Annotated in this window: 17 protein-coding genes, 2 tRNA genes and 1 riboswitch; of the genes, 6 read left to right on the forward strand and 13 right to left on the reverse strand. The window is 46.1% G+C overall.

Annotated elements, in window-relative coordinates; all coding sequences use genetic code 11:
• The first annotated feature begins 104 nt into the window (after nt 1–104).
• The 6 genes from IX315_RS06035 to IX315_RS06060 all read left to right on the forward strand — a co-directional run bounded on the left by IX315_RS06035 (nt 105) and on the right by IX315_RS06060 (nt 6,963).
• Nucleotides 105–181, forward strand: a tRNA-Arg gene (locus tag IX315_RS06035).
• A 61-nt stretch (nt 182–242) separates the two neighbouring features.
• On the forward strand, nt 243–437 hold the full coding sequence (locus IX315_RS06040) for a hypothetical protein (RefSeq protein ID WP_018358826.1): 195 nt from the start codon (nt 243–245) through the stop codon (nt 435–437).
• An 80-nt stretch (nt 438–517) separates the two neighbouring features.
• On the forward strand, nt 518–1,522 hold the full coding sequence (locus IX315_RS06045) for a lactate/malate family dehydrogenase (RefSeq protein WP_244973107.1): 1,005 nt from the start codon (nt 518–520) through the stop codon (nt 1,520–1,522).
• Nucleotide 1,523: 1 nt separating this feature from the next.
• Entirely contained in the window at nt 1,524–3,059 is a 1,536-nt protein-coding gene (locus IX315_RS06050; protein WP_211635319.1) for an NAD(P)H-hydrate dehydratase, read from the forward strand.
• 268 nt (nt 3,060–3,327) lie between these two features.
• Entirely contained in the window at nt 3,328–5,967 is a 2,640-nt protein-coding gene (locus IX315_RS06055; RefSeq protein WP_244973108.1) for a putative LPS assembly protein LptD, read from the forward strand.
• Nucleotides 5,968–5,988: 21 nt separating this feature from the next.
• Complete coding sequence (locus tag IX315_RS06060; protein WP_018358830.1) at nt 5,989–6,963, forward strand: NAD(P)-dependent oxidoreductase; 975 nt, start codon at nt 5,989–5,991, stop codon at nt 6,961–6,963.
• 74 nt (nt 6,964–7,037) lie between these two features.
• On the opposite strand, the gene ribB is transcribed toward IX315_RS06060, so the two are convergent.
• From ribB to IX315_RS06125, 13 genes are all read right to left on the reverse strand, one after another.
• Nucleotides 7,038–7,676 carry a 3,4-dihydroxy-2-butanone-4-phosphate synthase gene (ribB, locus tag IX315_RS06065; protein WP_018358831.1) on the reverse strand — a complete coding sequence of 213 codons (639 nt, stop codon included), beginning with the start codon at nt 7,674–7,676 and terminating at the stop codon, nt 7,038–7,040.
• Nucleotides 7,677–7,792: 116 nt separating this feature from the next.
• Nucleotides 7,793–7,914, reverse strand: a riboswitch (FMN riboswitch).
• Between the two features lie 105 nt (nt 7,915–8,019).
• Entirely contained in the window at nt 8,020–8,898 is an 879-nt protein-coding gene (locus IX315_RS06070; RefSeq protein WP_211635315.1) for a nucleoside phosphorylase, read from the reverse strand.
• Between the two features lie 84 nt (nt 8,899–8,982).
• Nucleotides 8,983–9,996, reverse strand: a complete 1,014-nt coding sequence (gene floA, locus IX315_RS06075; RefSeq protein ID WP_018358833.1) for a flotillin-like protein FloA — start codon at nt 9,994–9,996, stop codon at nt 8,983–8,985.
• A gap of 20 nt (nt 9,997–10,016) precedes the next feature.
• Nucleotides 10,017–10,505: an NfeD family protein gene (locus tag IX315_RS06080; RefSeq protein ID WP_211635310.1), complete on the reverse strand. Its 489-nt coding sequence runs from the start codon at nt 10,503–10,505 to the stop codon at nt 10,017–10,019.
• Nucleotides 10,506–10,515: 10 nt separating this feature from the next.
• Nucleotides 10,516–11,802 (reverse strand): hypothetical protein, encoded by a 1,287-nt coding sequence (locus IX315_RS06085; protein ID WP_211635308.1) that lies wholly within the window; start codon nt 11,800–11,802, stop codon nt 10,516–10,518.
• A 746-nt stretch (nt 11,803–12,548) separates the two neighbouring features.
• The gene (locus tag IX315_RS06090; protein WP_018357498.1) at nt 12,549–13,019 is read right to left on the reverse strand and encodes an ExbD/TolR family protein; all 471 of its coding nucleotides are present in this window, start codon (nt 13,017–13,019) and stop codon (nt 12,549–12,551) included.
• 10 nt (nt 13,020–13,029) lie between these two features.
• On the reverse strand, nt 13,030–13,623 hold the full coding sequence (locus tag IX315_RS06095; protein WP_018357497.1) for a biopolymer transporter ExbD: 594 nt from the start codon (nt 13,621–13,623) through the stop codon (nt 13,030–13,032).
• Between the two features lie 30 nt (nt 13,624–13,653).
• Nucleotides 13,654–14,130: a hypothetical protein gene (locus tag IX315_RS06100; protein WP_211837270.1), complete on the reverse strand. Its 477-nt coding sequence runs from the start codon at nt 14,128–14,130 to the stop codon at nt 13,654–13,656.
• A gap of 24 nt (nt 14,131–14,154) precedes the next feature.
• Nucleotides 14,155–14,982: a MotA/TolQ/ExbB proton channel family protein gene (locus IX315_RS06105; protein WP_211635307.1), complete on the reverse strand. Its 828-nt coding sequence runs from the start codon at nt 14,980–14,982 to the stop codon at nt 14,155–14,157.
• Nucleotides 14,983–15,038: 56 nt separating this feature from the next.
• Nucleotides 15,039–15,126: transfer RNA gene (locus tag IX315_RS06110), tRNA-Ser, on the reverse strand.
• A 150-nt stretch (nt 15,127–15,276) separates the two neighbouring features.
• Complete coding sequence (locus IX315_RS06115) at nt 15,277–16,101, reverse strand: TatD family hydrolase (RefSeq protein ID WP_244973109.1); 825 nt, start codon at nt 16,099–16,101, stop codon at nt 15,277–15,279.
• Nucleotides 16,098–17,054, reverse strand: coding sequence for a polyprenyl synthetase family protein (locus IX315_RS06120; RefSeq protein WP_244973110.1), 957 nt, complete (start codon nt 17,052–17,054; stop codon nt 16,098–16,100). The genes IX315_RS06115 and IX315_RS06120 overlap by 4 nt, the downstream gene beginning before the upstream one ends.
• A gap of 10 nt (nt 17,055–17,064) precedes the next feature.
• Nucleotides 17,065–19,071 carry an OPT family oligopeptide transporter gene (locus tag IX315_RS06125; RefSeq protein ID WP_018358595.1) on the reverse strand — a complete coding sequence of 669 codons (2,007 nt, stop codon included), beginning with the start codon at nt 19,069–19,071 and terminating at the stop codon, nt 17,065–17,067.
• Nucleotides 19,072–19,077: the final 6 nt, after the last annotated feature.

The following is a 19,077-nucleotide window of genomic DNA, read 5'->3' on the forward strand; positions in this document are numbered from 1 at the left end:
TGCTGTGATTATTGCTTTGAAGTAGGTGCGTATCTCAAAATCTTTTGTTACCTTTGTGTGAGTGAGGCTTTGGATAGTGGATAGTAATCCCTTCCGTGTTTGAAGGCCCAGTAGCTCAGCTGAATAGAGCGTCAGATTCCGGTTCTGAAGGTCGGGGGTTTGAATCCCTTCTGGGTCACCATAGTACAGTTAAGCTGTATTGCAACTATGATATTTTTAATTTAATATAGAGATATAATCTTATGAAGGGTATAACCTATCTTGGTGTCTTAGTACAATTGATTGGCGCTATTTTGCTTATCTATATCGGTTTTGCAGGTAGTAACCAGTCTAATACGGGGCTTATTATTGGTCTGCTCCTAGTAGTTTTTGGTTTCCTTATTCATATCTTCTTGGATAAGAAGCTCAACTCACTACCTTCTAGTACTGAGAAGTAATAACTTCTTCGGGTATTGACTATGGCAGAATTGGCGCCTGAGGGATGTTTCTCTTAGGTCGCCTTTTTGTGTTTTTTACTATGATGAGTATTCCAACTTTCGTTACTGATCAACCATTGGTTGTTCTTGGTGCTACGGGTCGTCTTGCTAGTGAGATGACTTTCTATGCTCTTTTAGAGAGATTTAGCCCCCATATTGTTTTGTGTGGCAGTAGTATGGAGCGCTTGCAGGGACTGAAGGATGAGATAGAAGAGTCTGGCTTCGGGGATATTCAGATAGACTTGTCCTTGTCTATTCCTGAGGCAGTCGCTAATGGTGGCTATATCCTTTTCGCTAAAAGTGTGCCAGGAGGTGCAAAGACAAGAGAGGAGATGTTATTGCAGAATGCGCCTTTCGCTTTAGAAGCCGGACGTGCTATTGCGAATGTTAAGGATAAGGTTACTCGGGTTGTGTGCGTCAGTAATCCTTCAGATCTTATGGGGCTTATGCTCCTTGTACATAGTGAACTCCATCCTGAGAAGGTGATGAGCCTTTCTGCTCTGGATACTGAGCGGTTTCGCAGGACTCTTAAACGGCGATACATGGTAAAGGAAGATGATTTAGAATCTGTCTACACTTTAGGTAGTCACGATACATTAATGGCTCCCATGCTTGATATGGCGCGCATTAAGGGGGAACTTCTTAACTTATCAAGCGGTGAGAAGGAGACAATAGTATCGGAGGTTCGTAGGTCGGGTATCGGTATTTATAAGCAAAGGGGGCAAACCGCTTACCAAAGTCCTGCGATCCATTGTTTGAGGATACTGATGGCAACGGATGAGCATCCGTTTATAGTCCCAACGGCAAGGTATCACCACTCTACTAGGTATCCTTATACTTTCGGTTCTTTATTGACGAGGGTAGATAGCAAAGGTTGTCATCATCTACCATGTTGTGGTAGTAGAGAGGATATAGTGCGTCTTGATGGCGCCTTTGAGTCCATTAGAGTTATGCGAGATCGGCTTATCGAGGAAGGTTTTCTTCCTGCGACCGAAGAGTGGGGTGGAGTATTGCAAGAGGTAAAAGAACTTGTTTGTGTAGAGTAAGATGCAGAAAATATTTAATAGTAGGGAAGTCGTTGAGCTTGAAGCTCAGCTAGTGGATGAGAGAAGTGATTGGGAAGGGGTTTCAGAGCTAATCGCGCACAAGAGTATTGCTGTCTGTAATCGGATTAAGCAAGACTTCCTCCTCAATAGGAGAGCTGTGGTCTTTGCTGGACCTAATGAGAAGGGTGCTCTGGCTATCAAAGTGGCGCAATCCCTTCTAGGAATGCAGTACGATATAGAGGTAGTTCTGCTTAATCCTTCGGGTAATTTGCCTACAGAGGTCGCTATGGAGCGTGATGACTTTTTGGAGGAATCTGACAGGCTGATAGAGGTAACTACCAATTCGTTTAACCCTCCTACTATTGATGAAACAGATCTGCTTATCGATGGGATACAGGGAGTAGAACCAAATCCATCTCTGAATAATGTCGTTAAGTACCTCAATGGCATCAAAGCGATAAAGATTGCTTTGGAAATACCTTCTGGTATGTCTGATGTATCTGATGAACTGATAGACTACACGAAAATATTTAGGGCAGATGCTACCTATACATTTTATAGCCCTCGACTTCTCTTTTTCTTCCCCGAATACGAACCATACGTAGGACGCTGGCGTGTGCTCCAGCCTAGTTTCTATACGCCTCAAAGTAAGAGTGATGCCACTTATATGATCTTTGACACTCAGTCCATGGAGAGTGTACTCCCCATGCGGAGACGGTTTAGCAATAAGTATGATTATGGCAGGGACTTACTGATTGCTGGTTCCAGAGGTATGATGGGCGCTGCTTTGCTTGCGGGTAAGGCTGCTATGGTTTCGGGTGCAGGGCATCTGACGCTTCGTGTGCCAATGGGGACGAATTTTATCATACATACTTCTTTGCCCGAGGCACTCGTTTCGGAGGATCCTTCTGAGGAAAGCTTCTCATCGGCCTCTCTTCCTCTTGCCGATTATACTGCGATTGCGGTCGGTCCTGGTATTGGGCGGTCTACCGAAACAAGATTAGCACTCGAGCAGCTCTTGAGTAGTTACAAGCTGCCTTTGTTATTAGATGCCGATGCACTGGCATTGCTGGCTGATGACGAGGGAAGATTACTTGATATGGTCCCTAAAGGTTCAATCCTTACACCTCATGTAGGCGAGTTCGATCGCCTTTTCGGTCCTTCCAAGAATAGCCGAGAGAGGATAGAGAAGCTACGTACTGCAGCCGAGGAAAGAGGTCTTTATATCCTTCTCAAAGGGGCATATACCGCTACGGCATTACCAACTGGTCAGGTTGTATTTAATCTCACAGGCAATCCTGGTCTGGCTACGGCTGGAAGCGGAGATGTACTCACTGGCATAATCTTAGCGCTCATGGGCAAGAAGCAAGGGCAAATGATTGCTTGTGCTGCTGGAGCATTCTTACATGGTTTTGCTGCCGAGAACTTCGCTGCCGATTATTGTGAAGAGTCGCTAACAGCTAGTGCGCTTGTCCAGTATCTCCCAACAGCTTTCAAGAGATTTACCAGTGATAGTGTAGGGGCACTCTATTTATGATAGAAATGTGGGGAAAGCTCATGGTGCTATTCCCCACATTTTATTATCTTTGTCCCTAGTTTAGTTAGTTTGGTAGCAGATTGTAGTGAAACGTAAGGGCTTCCCTTTTTTTATCTTTATACTGGTAGGGTATATCTTATTCTCCTGGATGATCTCTCCGAGAGCGAGAGCAAGTCGAGGAGAGCTAGGTGCCCCTTTTTCTATCCCCTTTATCCAAGCCGTCGATAGTGTAGCTATTGTAGATTCTCTGAAGAAGGATACACTGGTTATGGCGGATACTATCTCAGCCGATAGTAGCTTATTAAGTGATCTAAAAGCTCCACTTGACTTCGAGAGTCAAGACTCTATTGTTATCCTTCCAAAGCGGAACTTTGTAAAGATGTATGGCAATGGTCAGATCAATTATCAGGACCAAAAACTAGTCGGCGACTACATGCACATGCATACCGATAGTGGTACCATCTTCGCTACCTATATTGATTATCCCGACTCTCTCAAGAAAGAGAAGATATATGCTAAGATTACAACGGGTAACGAAAGTTATGAGGCAAAGACCATTAACTATGATATCAATTCCCAGCAAGGCTACATTACCGATGTAGTCACACAGCAGGGAGAGGGTTTCGTTACTGCTAATCGTACAAAGCGTACCAATGCTGGGCTTCTCAATCTAATGGAGGGTAAGTATACGACCTGCGACGATCATTTGCATCCACACTTCTATATTTCCTTAACCAAAGCCAAGGTCCGTCCAGGCAAAGACCTCGTTTCGGGTCCTGTCTACCTCGTTATCGCTGATGTGCCATTGCCGATTGGTCTTCCCTTTGCCTTTTTTCCATTTACCACTTCTAGAGCGTCAGGACTTATCATGCCTACGTATGGTGATGAGATGGAGCGAGGCTTCTACCTCCGCAATGGTGGCTACTACTTTGCTATTAATGATTATGTAGACCTTCAGCTCACCGGAGACCTTTATACAAAAGGATCGTGGGCGGTACAAGCTCAGTCCAATTACAGAAAGAGGTATCGGTATAGTGGTAGCATTAATGCCAGCTATATCGTGACTAAGAGGGGGGATAAAGTGGCGGGCGATTATTCCAAAGCTACAGACTTCCGTATCCAATGGAGTCACCGGCAGGATCCTAAGGCCAATCCCTACCGCACTTTCTCTGCCAACGTTAACTTCTCTACCAGCACTTATAACCATAATAATCTAGATGGTCTGTATAACCAGGCTATTATGGGAGAGAATACCAAGAGCTCTAGTATCAGTTTCTCGCAGAGATTCCCCAATAGTCCGTGGAGTATCTCTGGTTCTATGGATATTAGCCAGCAGTCTAGAGAGAAGAGGATTTCCGTTACCCTCCCTAATCTCTCTATCAATATGAGCCGTATCTACCCATTTAAGCGGAAGCAGCAGGTCGGTAAGGAAAGGTGGTACGAAAAGATTTCTCTATCCTATTCGGGACAGCTCCGTAACTCTATCCAGACGGATGAGAAGGAGATTCTAAAGAAGAATATCCTCAAGGATTGGCAGAATGGTATGAGCCACTCCATCCCTGTGAGTGCCTCCTTTGACTTATTCAATTATATCAAAGTAACCCCATCTTTTAATTATAACGAACGTTGGTACACCTCTCGCCTACAGCATGCGTACGACCCTGCGCTGAATAAAGTAGTGGCTACCGATACTACATACGGTTTCAATAGGGTCTTCGACTTCAATGCCTCACTCTCTCTTTCCACTACCGTTTATGGTTTTTGGAAACCACTGCCATTCCTAGGCGATAAAGTCAATATGATTCGTCACCGCATGGAGCCATCCATTTCTATCAACTATCGTCCCGACTTTGGCGATCCTCGGTGGGGGTATTGGGAGCGTTTGCAATACATTACGCCCGATGGTAGAGAGGTAGAGCAGTATGTATCCCCTTATGATAGGCAACTCTTCGGTGTGCCAGGTAGGGGCAAGAGTGGAAGTATTGGTTTTTCTCTAGCCAACAACTTAGAAGCCAAGATAAAGCAAGATTCTACAGAGTTTAAGAAGATAAGTTTGATAGAGTCGCTCAACCTCTCCACAAGCTACAATCTTGCAGCCGACTCCTTCCAGTGGAGCGATCTCAATGCCTCTATTTCTCTACGCCTATCCGATGCCTTCACGCTCAGACTAGGCGGAGCCTTCGACCCCTATCTTTGGGATTATCATGAGCATGATGGTCGCATCATCCCATATAGAGTAGATAAACTTCGAGTGCTTAATGGTAAGGGAATCGGTCGTTTCCGTGGTACTAGTACCTCGTTCTCGTACACCTTCAATAACCAGACCATTGATAAGATTAAGAGACTCTTCTCTGGGAAAAAAGGAGGTGGTGAAGACGAAGGAGATACCTCTAGCGATAGGTCGGGCTTCGGGGATAATGCCCCAAATGATAATCAGTCGTCATTCGGAGGAGAGGGTGCCAATAACGAAGCAGGGAAATCGCTTTTTTCGGCTCAGGATAGTCCATTGGGAGAGTTTGACCGAGATGGCTACCTTAAGAATAGGATAGATTGGAGCCTTAACTTCAACTATAACCTTTCTCTCGGTCCAGGTGACTTCCGCCCTGAGATTAAAGAGTTCGCCTATAAGTGGAGACATGACCTTAGCTTTAGTGGGCAGTTTTCTCCAACCAAGAATTGGCGCTTCAATTTCTCTGCCAACTACAACTTCGATGAGCGAAGGATTACCAATATGAGTTGTAATGTCACCCGAGACCTGCACTGTTGGAGTATGACCGCTAGCTTTATACCTATTGGAGCCTTCAAGTCCTACAACTTTACTATCGCAGTGAAGAGCCAATTGCTTCATGATCTGAAGTATCAGATGAGCAATCAGCCAAGTTATGGGCGCAACCAACTGTGGTACTAATCATACAAAATCATAATATTTATGGCACAAGACAAGTTACTATTCCTCTTCCATCCTACTGTAGCATCAGGATTTGAAGAGTTGTATCAGCATCTTAATGTGGAGACACTTCCCGAGGGCGCAAAGTTTAGCCTAGATATGCTACCTACTTTGCCCAATGATGCTACCATATTGGGTACAGAGTTTACCCTCCCTATCACCAAGGAGGTCATCGACCACTTCCCTAATCTTCGTCTTATCTCCAACTATGCTGTTGGGTTCAATAATATAGATGTCGCCTATGCCCAGAGCAAGGGTATCACTGTTACCAATACCCCACAAGCGGTAGTACAACCTACTGCCGAGCTTGCAGTGGCTCTCCTCTTAGGTCTTACCAGAAGGATTGCTATATGGGATAGCACCATGCGCCGTCAGCGCTCTAGTGCTAAAGGGTCGCTTGCCGATGGTTTGGGTACCGACATCTATCTCAAGAAAGTAGGTATCATCGGTTATGGTAATATTGGAAGAGCGGTAGGGCGTATACTGAGAGCTATGGGTGCAGAGGTCGTCTACCACAAGCGTACACAGCTTACCCCAGCCGAAGAGGCTCAGGAGGGTGTCCGTTACGCCACGAAAGAAGAGATCTTCCAGACCTGCGATATCATCTCTCTTCATACACCTTACAATCAGGATTCACATCATCTTATCAATAAAGAAAGTCTTTCGATGATGAAACCTTCTGCTATCTTGGTCAATACCGCCCGTGGAAAGGTAGTGAACGAAGCAGATCTTGTAGAGGCACTCAAGAATAAGACTATAGCAGGCGCAGCACTCGATGTCTTTGAGCACGACGATAACCCACTCGATGCGCTCTACGATATGCCCAATGTAGTGATGACCCCACATGTCGGTACACAGACTGCCGAAGCCCGCGTGGCAATGGCCCGAGAGTTCTCCAATAATGTCCTAGGTGTAGTACTCGGGGATCGTCTGTTTGCTAAGGTCGTCCTTAAGTAATAATCTACCTATATACATAAGAGGCTCCGAAAACTCGATGGTTTTCGGAGCCTCTTATGTCATAACTATACCGATTATCCGTGGATCGTGCGGTAGCAGACGATATCTTCGATTGTAAGCACCGGCATATTGTGCGCTTCAGCGAATTTCTTAATCTCTGGCATACGCGCCATTGTCCCATCTGGATTAGTCAGCTCGCATAATACAGCGGAATCACCAAGACCAGCAATAGATACAATATCTATACTCCCCTCCGTGTGTCCTCTTCTCTCCATCACCCCGCCCTCTTTTGCTTGAAGTGGGAATACATGCCCTGGGTGTACCAAGTCTTCAGGACGGGCTTCTGCGCGAGCCGCTGTTCTGATGGTGTGGCACCTATCTTTAGCAGAAACGCCAGTGGTCACCCCCTCTTTTGCTTCTATAGAGATGGTAAATGCTGTGCGGTTGACACAAGTATTGTTGGGTACCATCTGAGGTAGTTGGAGCTCAAGACACTTCTTTGTTTTCAGGCAAAGGCAGATGATACCGCTACACTCTCTAATCATGAGTGCAATGTTTTGGGGTGTTAGATTAGAAGTAGGGTAGATAATATCCCCCTCATTTTCTCTATCCTCATCATCCACGAGCAAAATACCTCTGCCGTCTCGAAGAGCTTCGATGGCAGCCTCAATACGATTGGCAACTACTGTAGGTAGTGTTTCTGATTGTTTCATTTCTGTTGTGCTTAATATTATAATTATAGGAATACTTCTATACTGCAAGAGGAGAAATGATATACCAGAATAATGCGTTTCCCTCTGAAATAAGACTTTCAGAGAAGTATACACCATTGATTCTAAATACCATCCGGACTATAACCGTCGGTCATGGAATTGCACCATGTCAGTCCTAATAATAGGAGTTGTGGACTATACCACCGATAAGGAATTTCACCTATCCTCTTTGAATCACCACAAAGGTACCCAAATTGCGTCAGACAATAAAATACTAAGGATAAAATAATTGCCCTACACCTCGGTGAAAGGTGTAGGGTAATTATATGGTGGGTGTAGGGGATTAGATGCGGTCTAGAACCATCTCTACCAATCCTTCGATAGTCCCCTTGTACTCGGTATTCATCGTTTCACTCTTCCGCCCTGCTATGATGGTGCAGATGGTGATCACACGGTGTCCCAAGATAGCTCCCAGACCAGCAAGGGCAGAACTCTCCATCTCGAAATTGGTGAGCTTCACTCCATTGTAGTCGAAGTTGATAATCTTCTCATTGAGCTTGGGATCAGCTAGGATACCACGCAGGCGACGTCCCTGTGGCGCATAGAAACCATTGCAAGCTATGGTGGCACCAGGTACCACACCGCCAGGGCTTACAAATTGGTCAATCATATCCTGAGGAGCTTTGACCACATAAGGCTTCAGACCATCTATTTTCCACTCTAGCTGTCGTTCCATCTCTGCTTCGAATGCTTTGTCGCACACTTTGTCTCGATCGGCATAGAAGTGGAGCACCCCATCAAAGCCAATAGCATAGTTGGCTGAGACAAAAGACCCAATAGGTGCATTGTCCTGCAAACCACCTGACGTGCCCACACGTACTATCGTTAGCTGCTTGTGCTCGTCCTTAGCCGTACGGGTCTTAAAGTCGATATTAGCGAGTGCATCCAACTCGTTGAGAACGATCTCAATGTTATCTGAGCCAATACCATGCGATAGAGCCGTTAGGCGCTTGCCTTTGTAGGTGCCTGTTACGGTATGAAACTCTCGGCTAGAGACACTTACTTCGATACTATCAAAGTTTGCAGCAATCATATCTACACGTGAAGGGTCACCGCAGATAATAAGCTTATCGGAGATATCCTCTGGGCGGATATGGAGATGGAAGATGGTTCCATCATTATTAATTATGAGTTCAGACTCTGGTATTACGAATTTGTTCATACTTCAATCATTGTCAATGTGCATAGAAGGTGGCGTGTAGAGTGGAGCTAAAGCTCTTGAATGCACACCTCCTTTCACTGGGTTTTACTTCTTCTTGTCTTCGTGAGAGCTTTCTTTGCCTATCTTTTCTTCTGAAATAGGCTTTGCGATGGCATCACGCATAGAGGTGTCTGCCTCTATATTTTTCATGCGATAGTAGTCCATGATACCGAGGTTGCCATTGCGGAAAGCCTCTGCCATAGCAAGAGGAACCTCTGCCTCTGCCTCGATTACCTTGGCTCTAGCTTGCTGAGCTAGGGCACGCATCTCCTGCTCCTGTGCTACAGCCATAGCACGGCGCTCTTCGGCCTTGGCTTGAGCAATATTCTTATCTGCCTGAGCCTGATCCATCTGCAGTACTGCTCCGATATTCCTACCGATATCAATATCGGCGATATCAATGGAGAGAATCTCAAAAGCTGTCCCCGCATCTAGCCCCTTACGGAGCACTAGTTTACTGATGGAGTCTGGATTCTCAAGTACAACGGTATGTCTTTCGCTCGAACCGATAGAGCTTACAATACCTTCGCCCACACGAGCCAGAATGGTCTCCTCGCCTGCTCCACCTACTAGTCTCTGGATATTAGCACGTACCGTGACACGAGCTTTGGCAATCAATTGAATACCATCTTTTGCTACTGCCGTTACTGGTGGGGTGTCTATTACCTTGGGGTTTACCGACATCTGTACCGCATTGAACACATCGCGCCCTGCGAGGTCAATGGCTGCAGCCATCTTGAAGCTAATATCAATATTCGCCTTATTGGCAGAGACAAGTGCATGCACTACCTGCTCTACATGCCCGCCGGCTAGATAGTGTGCCTCCAATTCATCTCTCGTAAGCTGCAGCCCAGCTTTGTGCGCCTCCACCATTGCCTTAGCAATCACGTGAGGGGGTACATTACGTATCCTCATCAGGAAGAGCTGAATCAGTGAGACCTTGACCCCGGAAGCGCGGGTAGAGATCCAAAGTAGGATAGGGAAGTAGCGGAGGAAGATGGCTATTAGTACAAGAGCAATCACCACCAGCACTATCCATATTGTAAATGAATCGTACATAAATATAAATGGTTAAGTGTTTAGTTATTATTACCTTGGGTTCTCTTCACGAAGACCCTATTATTCCTAATGTTTGAGATATAGATAGGTTCGCCCTCATCTATAAATCCTTCCTCGGATTCCGCTTCGAGTAGGGTGTCCTTGCCGATACGGATAGTGCCACCTAGTGTTAGTCGGCTAGCGGTGACACCTGTGTCTCCCTCAGAGATACCCTTGGGGAGCTTTACTGCTATCTCGTCTACCGCATCGGTGAGCTCTACCTTCTTGATAAACTTATTCCGACTGAATAAGTAGAAGCCTATGAGGAAGATGATGATGGTGAGTACTGCAAAGGCAATCGCTAGCGTAAACTGACCACTTCGGACTAGGAAGATCTCAAGCCCGATGAAGCCGCCTACACCGAGAATCCCTAGTAATCCTATCCCGGGGATAAAAAAGATTTCGAGCAGAATAAGAGCAGCTGTGAGGATAGCTCCCAATAGGGCGAGGAAAAAGGTAAGTGCTGTCATATATTCAAGTCTATCTATAGTTGGGGAAAGCTAGACCTATCACCTCATTGCGTATGGCTTTGAGGCGTAATCGGTAGCTCTCCAAATTCTTTTCATGATTGAGAACCTGCTCTCGCATTCGGAGGTCATTTAGTAACCTAGGATTGGACTGCAGTTGCTCTCGGAGTGCCGTCAGTGCCTTCTCTGTGCTACTGATAGATTGCTGAAGTTGTACATACTGCTTCAAGGCTGCCTTTGCCTGACTATTCGGCAAGTCTTCTTCTGAGCGAATAGCCAGATCACCTACCCAAAAGAGGATTGGTCTCTCTGATTTCTGCCCGATATTTTGGGGCGCTTTATAACTCCGCTCGACCAATGGCGGGTTGCGCCACATCGCCACATCCGATAACCCTTCACTGCCTTCAAAGCGAGCGAGTGTGGAGGGCGCAAAGACATAGAGACGTAGCGTATCGCTCACACAGTCGCGAGACGTTATCAGCCAACCAAAGTCGGTCTGCTCATCCACTACATACGCAAAGTCGTCCGATGCGCTGTTGAAGGGGATAGATAATTGAGTGGGTACCAGTAAAGCCTGGTCTTCTCTGTCGTATCTGCTAACATACACATCCTTACCGCCCATTGTGTTGGGAGGCGTGACACCTTCTTGCTCGATAGAGAAGTATAGCGTATTTCCATCGCTGAGGAGAAAAGGATAGCTCAGACTTGCCCCCTCGGGTAGCCCTCGTATCGCTATTTTTTCGGCATTAGCTTCGTCCCAATCTCCATTGCCAAGCTTATGCACCACCTCAAATGCTGGTACACTATCATTCCCCACTTGCCATTTGGTCTTGCCATCCGGAGTAATATAAGTTGTGGCAGAGGTTATTCCAAGGTGTCCAGTCTGCTTTTGTATGATCTGGAGTAGCTCATCAAGTGTCCCCAAATGCACTTCAGAAGTATTGACCGAGCGTGTGTTGGAAAGCATGCGATGCACCAAGTCAAAGTGTTCCTCTACTTTCTCCCTATTCGCAAGATCCTCTTGTTTCCTCAGTTTTAGGCTATTGTAGAGGCGCATGCGCTCCTCTGCCAAGTCTATTCGATAGCTATTGGTAGCAGCCACTGTAGCCAAAGCCAAGTTCTGAGCAGCTCGCTTATTCTTCTTAGAAAGCCCATTGTACCAGCTTTCTACGTCATGATACCGACCCTCCTCCAGTGCTTGCTTCGCTTGCTGAATAGGAGAGAGGACAGTGGTCGCTTCTTGGGCTACTAGGGAAAGGCTTAGGAGCAGTGAGGCGATTATGATTGCAATTCTCTTCATATACGTCAAATCCTATACCCAAAGGTACATATTTATGTTTACTTGGCAAAGCCATAACTTGGTAGTCTATGTCGAAATATTTCGCTCCTTCTCCCCTCGCTCTTCTTTAGACCTCAACTCCCTAACCCAAAGGTCTTCCATAGGTAAGGGGGCATTGCCTCTACTCCTCAGTTCAGACGTGGCTACCGAACACTGCACTATTGTCTCCCTCAACCAGCCCGTTCCCTACTGGAGTCGAAAGATTGCTAACCACTGACCTAATCGCTACTAAAGCGTTCCTCTTGGCTCGCCTGAGTAGGAAAATTTATTTCTAGGAATAAAAATAATTATTCCTAGAGATAAATATTTTTATTTGTACAGAAAAATAAATTTATTCCTAGGAATAAATTTGCCTACTTGCGCTTGTAATAATGGGTGCTCCCCTGAGACCGTCTTGGTTCCCACAATATTCTCATTTTGAGACTGTTGCACGGTGACGAACTACTGCGTTACTTTCGACATTCGGCTTCGGTCACGTACGTGAGTACGCTCCCGTCAGCCTCAGTCTCAGTGCCTTGTATTTCACCACCGTGCAACGTCTCAGCCGATTTGCAAGCAAATCGGCGAGAATGGCACTTCGTGCAACATTCTCATTTTAGGTGATTGTACTTAGCTTTCAGTACTGATGCTCATTAGTATGGTACAAATAAAGAGTCGCATCTCACAAGTGTGAAGATGCGACTCTACTTTCTTTATGAAAGAGCTTGTTATAGCTCTTTGCCCTTAAGTGCGCTATAGAAAATCTTAAGCGCATCTGCTTCTCTTAGCTTCTGCTTAACTTCAGTTACAAGACCCATCTTAGTATCCTTGTCAATCTTTAGGATAGTAGTCATGTATGGGGCATCAGCCTCAGACATTGCTGCTTTCTCCTGAGCGATATAGTCAAAGATATCTGCAGTGCTTGCAAACTGGTCATTGAGCTGGATTGCAGCTTCCGATCCGTACTTCTCTTGGTATTGCTTGAGTGGCTCACCCATATAAATATAAGTAGCAAGCGACTTCTTCTCCATCTTTGTAAGCTCTGTAGCTTGAGGGAGTGCAATTTGTACCATCATAGTTACTTCACGGATAGAGGTCACCATCATGATGAAGAATAGGAACGCAAAAATCAAGTCAGGCAATGACATGGTATTTAGTTCCGGTACTTCACGGCTTCCATCTTTCGTAAATCTACTCATAATGTACTCGTTACTTTTTCTTACTACCAAATTCTCTTGGGTTTGCCTCAGAAATCTTCTGAGGATACATATCAATCAACACCTCTTGCTGCTGTAGACTTGCATCTTTAAATGAGAGACCAAAAAGCTTTCTAGACTGCTGATCACGTATTTGCATATAAGCCTTAGTTAGCTCATTCTGTACCAAGATGTAGTCGCTATAACGCGTATCTACTGTATTGGTTAGCGAAATGACGTGATTCTTAGTCACCTTTTGTGCCCCTACAAGAGGGAATGACTCTACTACACGCTCAGCAAGATCAGATCTGTCGTTCTCATTGAGGACGAACTCTGCAACCTTTTCGCGAAGACCATTGAGATCAACTACCTCGCCATTGGCAAGTATCTGACCGCGGTTATTCACGTTAACGCGTAGCATATTTCGACGGTTAATGTCGATAGAGACATCTTGTTGGTCTGGTGGTACGGCTGGTGGTAGCTGACGAGCTAGACCACTATCCGATCCCATAGATGTAGTCAGAAGGAAGAAGAGTAGCAGGATAAAAGAGATATCGGCGCTCGAAGATCCGTTAATCTTTGGAATCTTTTTCTTTCCACGTGCCATAAATAATCCTTTCTTTCAAAATGTTACTTCTTACTTCTTGAGAGATCCCTTAATAGCAAACCCAATAAGTGCAATGATATTAAGCACAAGCACTAAATAGATGCTATAGAGCCACATATCGGCAAACTTGAGGTATCCTTCTGTGTTATATTTTTGGAAATCTACACTGAGTGCAAGCTTGTCGGTGCTACCGATAGCGTATGTGATAACAAGCAGTGCTACAATAGCCACTAGCGATAGTAGTCCGCCAAGTGCGCCTTTACGCCTCTTAGGATCTGCTAAGCTCGCTGCAATTCCTACTACTCCAAAGTATAGCATGGTTAGAAGGGTTACTCCCAACGCAACATACATTAGATAGAACAGAACATCTGTAAAGACAGGCTCTGGTTTTGGTGCAGTTGAATCAACATACCCACCAAAGAAGAAAAGCCCTACTACGATTACTGTGAGAATTGCGAGAACTAGCAGTGCTGTACTGGAAATCTTCCGTATTTTAGTTACTGACATAGTCTTATTCTCCTATTCAAATAATTACTTGTTACCGTACTTCTCCTGATGAGCTACTACTGAGTCAACGAGAGTGATAGAGCTATCCTCCATCTTGTTGATGATACCCTCAAACTTAGCAAGGATATAGTTGTAGAAAATCTGAAGGATCATAGCTACGATAAGACCGAAGATGGTAGTGATAAGAGCCACCTTCATACCTCCTGCTACTACTGTAGGAGAGATGTCACCTACCTGCTCGATAGTATCGAATGCCAATACCATACCTACTACGGTTCCCAAGAATCCTAGAGAAGGTGCGGTAGCGATAAAGAGCGTAATCCATGACATGTTCTTCTCGAGAAGACCTGCCTGTACACCACCGTATGCAGTGATAGAACGCTCTACTGCCTCAAGACCTTGGTCTAGACGGCTGATAGCCTGGTAAGTAATAGATGCTACTGGACCACGAGTATCGCGAGCAAGCTCAAGAGCCTCGTTTACCTTGTTAGCCTGAAGCTTCTGGTCAATCTCCTCGAGGAACTTCTCGTTGTTTACATCTGCTAGATTTAGATAGATGATTCTCTCTAGACAGAATGCGAGACCAAGGATGAGCACGATAGCAACTGCTGCCATGAACTCTGGACCTCCCTCGATGAACTTAGTCTTAAGAGCTTGGTGGAAACCACCCTCCTCTACTACTGGTGCCATCTCTTCTGCTGCCTCCTCAACTGGTGCTGCCATCTCCTCAACTGGAGCTGCAGTAGCTGCGCTGTCAGCAGGTTCTGTAGTTGCATCTTGAGCAAAAGCTACGTTGGCAGCGCCAAGAGTAAGCAAACCTGCCAGAGCAATACTTGCTAAAATTCTTTTCATTGTAAGTTCTCTTTTAATTAAAGATTAGTGATAAATACTTTCTAGTTATATTATTGCGGAGAGAGGGGGATTCGAACCCCCGATACGCTTTAGGCGTATACAAGCTTTCCAGGCGTGCCTCTTCAACCACTCGAGCACCTCTCCAAGATCAACTGCGAACACTTTCGCTAGCCAATTTCCCCACAAATCTAATTCATTTCTTCGTATCTAGCCACTTTTGAAGCAACTTTTTTGGGCTTGCCCTCTATTATGTAGGTTCAACTGCTTATAAACGAACAATGTAGCCTTTTGTGGTTATCCAATGGTTTGAGTGTGCAAGTTAAACATTTTTATCGAATTGACAAAGAGCTGCTGTCGTACCTCCGGAACACTTATGCCATACATTTCACTGAGCTTGGCTACGATATGGTGTAGGTAGGAGGGTTCGTTTCTCTTCCCCCTGTGGGGTACAGGGCTGAGGAATGGGGCATCTGTCTCAATCAATACTCGATCAAGAGGAAGGTTATTTTTATAGATAACTACGTTCGGGTTATTCTTGAAGGTAATGACACCATTGATACCTATCATGAAACTGGGGCAATCGGTCAACGCTAGGAGTAGCTGCGCTTCGTTGCCTCCAAAGGAGTGCAGAGAGCCTCGCAAGCCTTTAGAAGCATATCCCGAGAGTATTGCAATGGTATCCTCCTCGGCATCGCGGCTGTGTACACTTACAGGTAGATTGTATTCCAACGCCCAGTCTAACTGGCGTCGAAATGCCTCTATCATTTCCTCTTTGTACTCTAGCTCCCAGTGATAATCAAGACCGATTTCTCCCACGGCGACATATCTTTCGGGTGCTCTTTGGAGCTCAGAATATAGAAAGGCTAGCTGCTCTTCCCAGTCCTCGCCTACATCTGTTGGGTGCAAGCCGATCATAGGGTAGCATTGCTTAGGATAGCGCTTACAGAGCGCCATCATCTTCGGATAGCTTGCCCTATCAATATTGGGAAGGAGGAAGTAGCCCACCTCCGCATCGATTGCCCGAGTAATAACCTGGTCAATGTCTCTAGAGAAATCTAGTCGCTCCTCTTCATCGGCATAGTAAAGGTGGGTATGTGTATCTACCAATGGATGCATCATACCTCCCTTGCTACCAATGAAGTAAATAGCTGCTTCAGAGCATCCGCTTCTACCGAAAGCTCATTGAGCACCCTCGTAGCATCGTCGCTAAGTCGTTGCACTTCCGACAACGCTGCTTCTCCAATGCCGAGGCGTGTATAGAGGGCAGTCATTGTGGCTATCTTCTCATCCTCATCAGCAATAGAGAGCGCCTCCTTTACAGCCATTGGCTCCTTGTTATAAGCCGTAAGCAATAGCCAAGTGCGCTTGCCCTCTAGGATATCGCCGCCTTGGCGTTTGCCAAACCCTGGGTTGCCATAGATGTCGAGGTAGTCGTCTTTGATTTGGAAAGCCAGTCCCATAATCTCCACTGCCTTCCATAGACGTTCACGGTCTATTTCTGGAGCATTTGCCAAATAAGCACCCAGCGATACTGCACCACAGAAAAGGAAAGAGGTCTTGAGCCTAATCATACCCACGTATTCGGGAATTGTGATTTGGTCAAGTGCGCGAAGTTCATAGTCCATATCATACTGTTGCCCTTCACATACCGCCGTTGCCATATCGTTAAAGAGTCGTAGTGCAGTTGGTATCTTCTGGTCATCCAGCTGTGCCAGGTGCCTATACGCTTCCACCAGCATGCCATCCCCCGATAGTATTGCGGTATTGGCGCCCCACTTCTTATATACCGTGGGTTTGCCACGGCGGATAGGGGCATCGTCCATCACATCATCGTGGAGCAGCGAGAAGTTATGAAAGAGTTCTATAGCTCGCATTGCTGGAGCTATCTCAGAGCAATTTCCTTGGGGTTTGTATGCTTCGTAAGCCAGTAGGAGCATCAGAGGTCTCAATCGTTTACCTCCAAGCGCCATGATGTAATCCATTGGCTCGTATAGATTGCGAGGCTGGCGCTCCTCGAGCCCCAGCTTCGCAATCTCACTTTGTACTATCTCTATTTTATCTTTTAAGTTCATCTTCATTTGGTTAAGCCTCCACTTTGGCATTCTTGCTAGAGCGTAGAAGGTATAGGAATATAGCGCAATACATCACCACTGTCAGTACATGGCTCCATGGATTTGCCAACCAAGTTGTCAGTGTAAACTCTGTACCAGCGAGCTTTAGTATAGCACTCACGACGCCCATCAGTGCGCCACCAGCGATAAATCCAGATGCAAGGAGAGTCCCCTTGTCTACACGCGCCTTATTGAGCGCCTCATCCTTACTACGGCTACCTACATACCAGCTGATAAAGCCGCCAAAGAGTAGGGGTAGATTGAGGTGGAGTGGGATAAACATACCCAGTGCAAAAGGTAGCGCTGGTACCTTCAGAAGGGTTAGCACAAGGGCAAGTAGTGCCCCAATACCGTATAGTGCCCACTTAGCTCCTGAACCAGTCATTAGGGGCTCTATCAGTGCCGCCATAGCATTGGCCTGAGGGGCTTGGAGCGCATTATCTCCAGTAAAGCCGTAAGCTTTGTCTAGTAGTATAATCACACCGCAGACTGTAGCGGCAGATACTAGGGTGCCTAGAAATTTCCAGCTTTGTTGTACCTTAGGGGTTGTACCGAGCCAGTAGCCTATCTTGAGGTCGGTGATAAAACCACCAGCCATAGATAGAGCAGTACATACTACCACTCCAATGACAAGCGCCGAAACCATACCACTAGGTCCCTCCATTCCTACAGCCACAAGTACCACACTTGCTACAATGAGTGTCATGAGTGTCATACCAGACACAGGGTTGGAGCCGACAATGGCAATTGCATTTGCTGCTACCGTGGTGAAAAGGAAGGCGATAACAGCTACCAATATGAGTCCGATAACCGCCCATAGTAGATTGCCCTGTACTACTCCGAAGTAGAAGAAGATGAAGATGCAGACGAGTGCTAGTAGGATACCCCACACCACCATCTTCATACTGATATCCTTGTCTGTCCGTGGTAAGTTGGACTCTTCTCCACCGCCCTTTTGCTTCAGCTCTCGCTTGGCAAGACCTACTGCGCTCGAGATAATCCTCCTATTATTATAGATACTAATCATACCTGCCATAGCGATGCCACCGATACCGATATTCCTGCCGTAGTTGAAGAATATCTCTGTTGCCGACATTTCGCTAATCGTCTGCGTGATATTGGGGTCTCCGAAAGCGATGATATCACCACCCCAGATGAGGTTCATGAGTGGGGTAATTACCCACCATACGAGTGCCGAACCCGCACAGATAATAGCTGCATACTTTAGTCCGATGATATAACCAAGCCCCATTACTGCGGCTCCGGTATTTAGGTTGAACTCCAACTTCGCCTTGTCGGCAATGGATTGCCCCCAAGGCAATACCTTGCTCGAGAAGATCTCGTGCCAAGCTCCGAAGCTAGATACAATAAAATCGTATAGACCACCAATCAGTCCTGATAAGAGAAGTGGCTTGGCTTGAGCACCGCCCTTCTCGCTACTCAGGAGTACTTGAGTAGTTGCTGTAGCCTCTGGGAACGGATACTCTCCGTGCATGTCCTTGACAAAGTACTTGCGGAATGGAATCAGCATAAGGATACCCAACACGCCTCCCAAGAGTGCGCTAATAAATATTTGGAGGAAATTGACCGTCATCTCGGGGTACTTAGCCTTCAGGATAAATATTGCGGGGATAGTGAAGATAGCACCTGCTACCACCACACCGCTCGAGGCACCAATGCTCTGTATCATCACATTTTCGAGTAGCGCACCTCTCCTTCTCATCGCTGTCGTGAGCCCTGCTGCGATAATTGCAATAGGGATAGCGGCCTCAAATACTTGCCCTACCTTGAGCCCAAGATAAGCCGTTGCGGCACTAAAGATTACCGCCATAATGATACCCCAACCCACACTATAGGCTGTGGCTTGCTTAGGTCGTTCCTCTGGACCTACTACGGGGCGATAGCTCTCGCCTGCTTTCAATGGGCGGTAGGCGTTCTCTGGAAGTTCGCCCTTACGTGTCTGCTTCTGTGTGTCCATGTTATA

It is taken from the genome of Porphyromonas levii, assembly GCF_018206105.1.
Taxonomy (GTDB): Bacteria; Bacteroidota; Bacteroidia; order Bacteroidales; family Porphyromonadaceae; genus Porphyromonas_A; species Porphyromonas_A levii.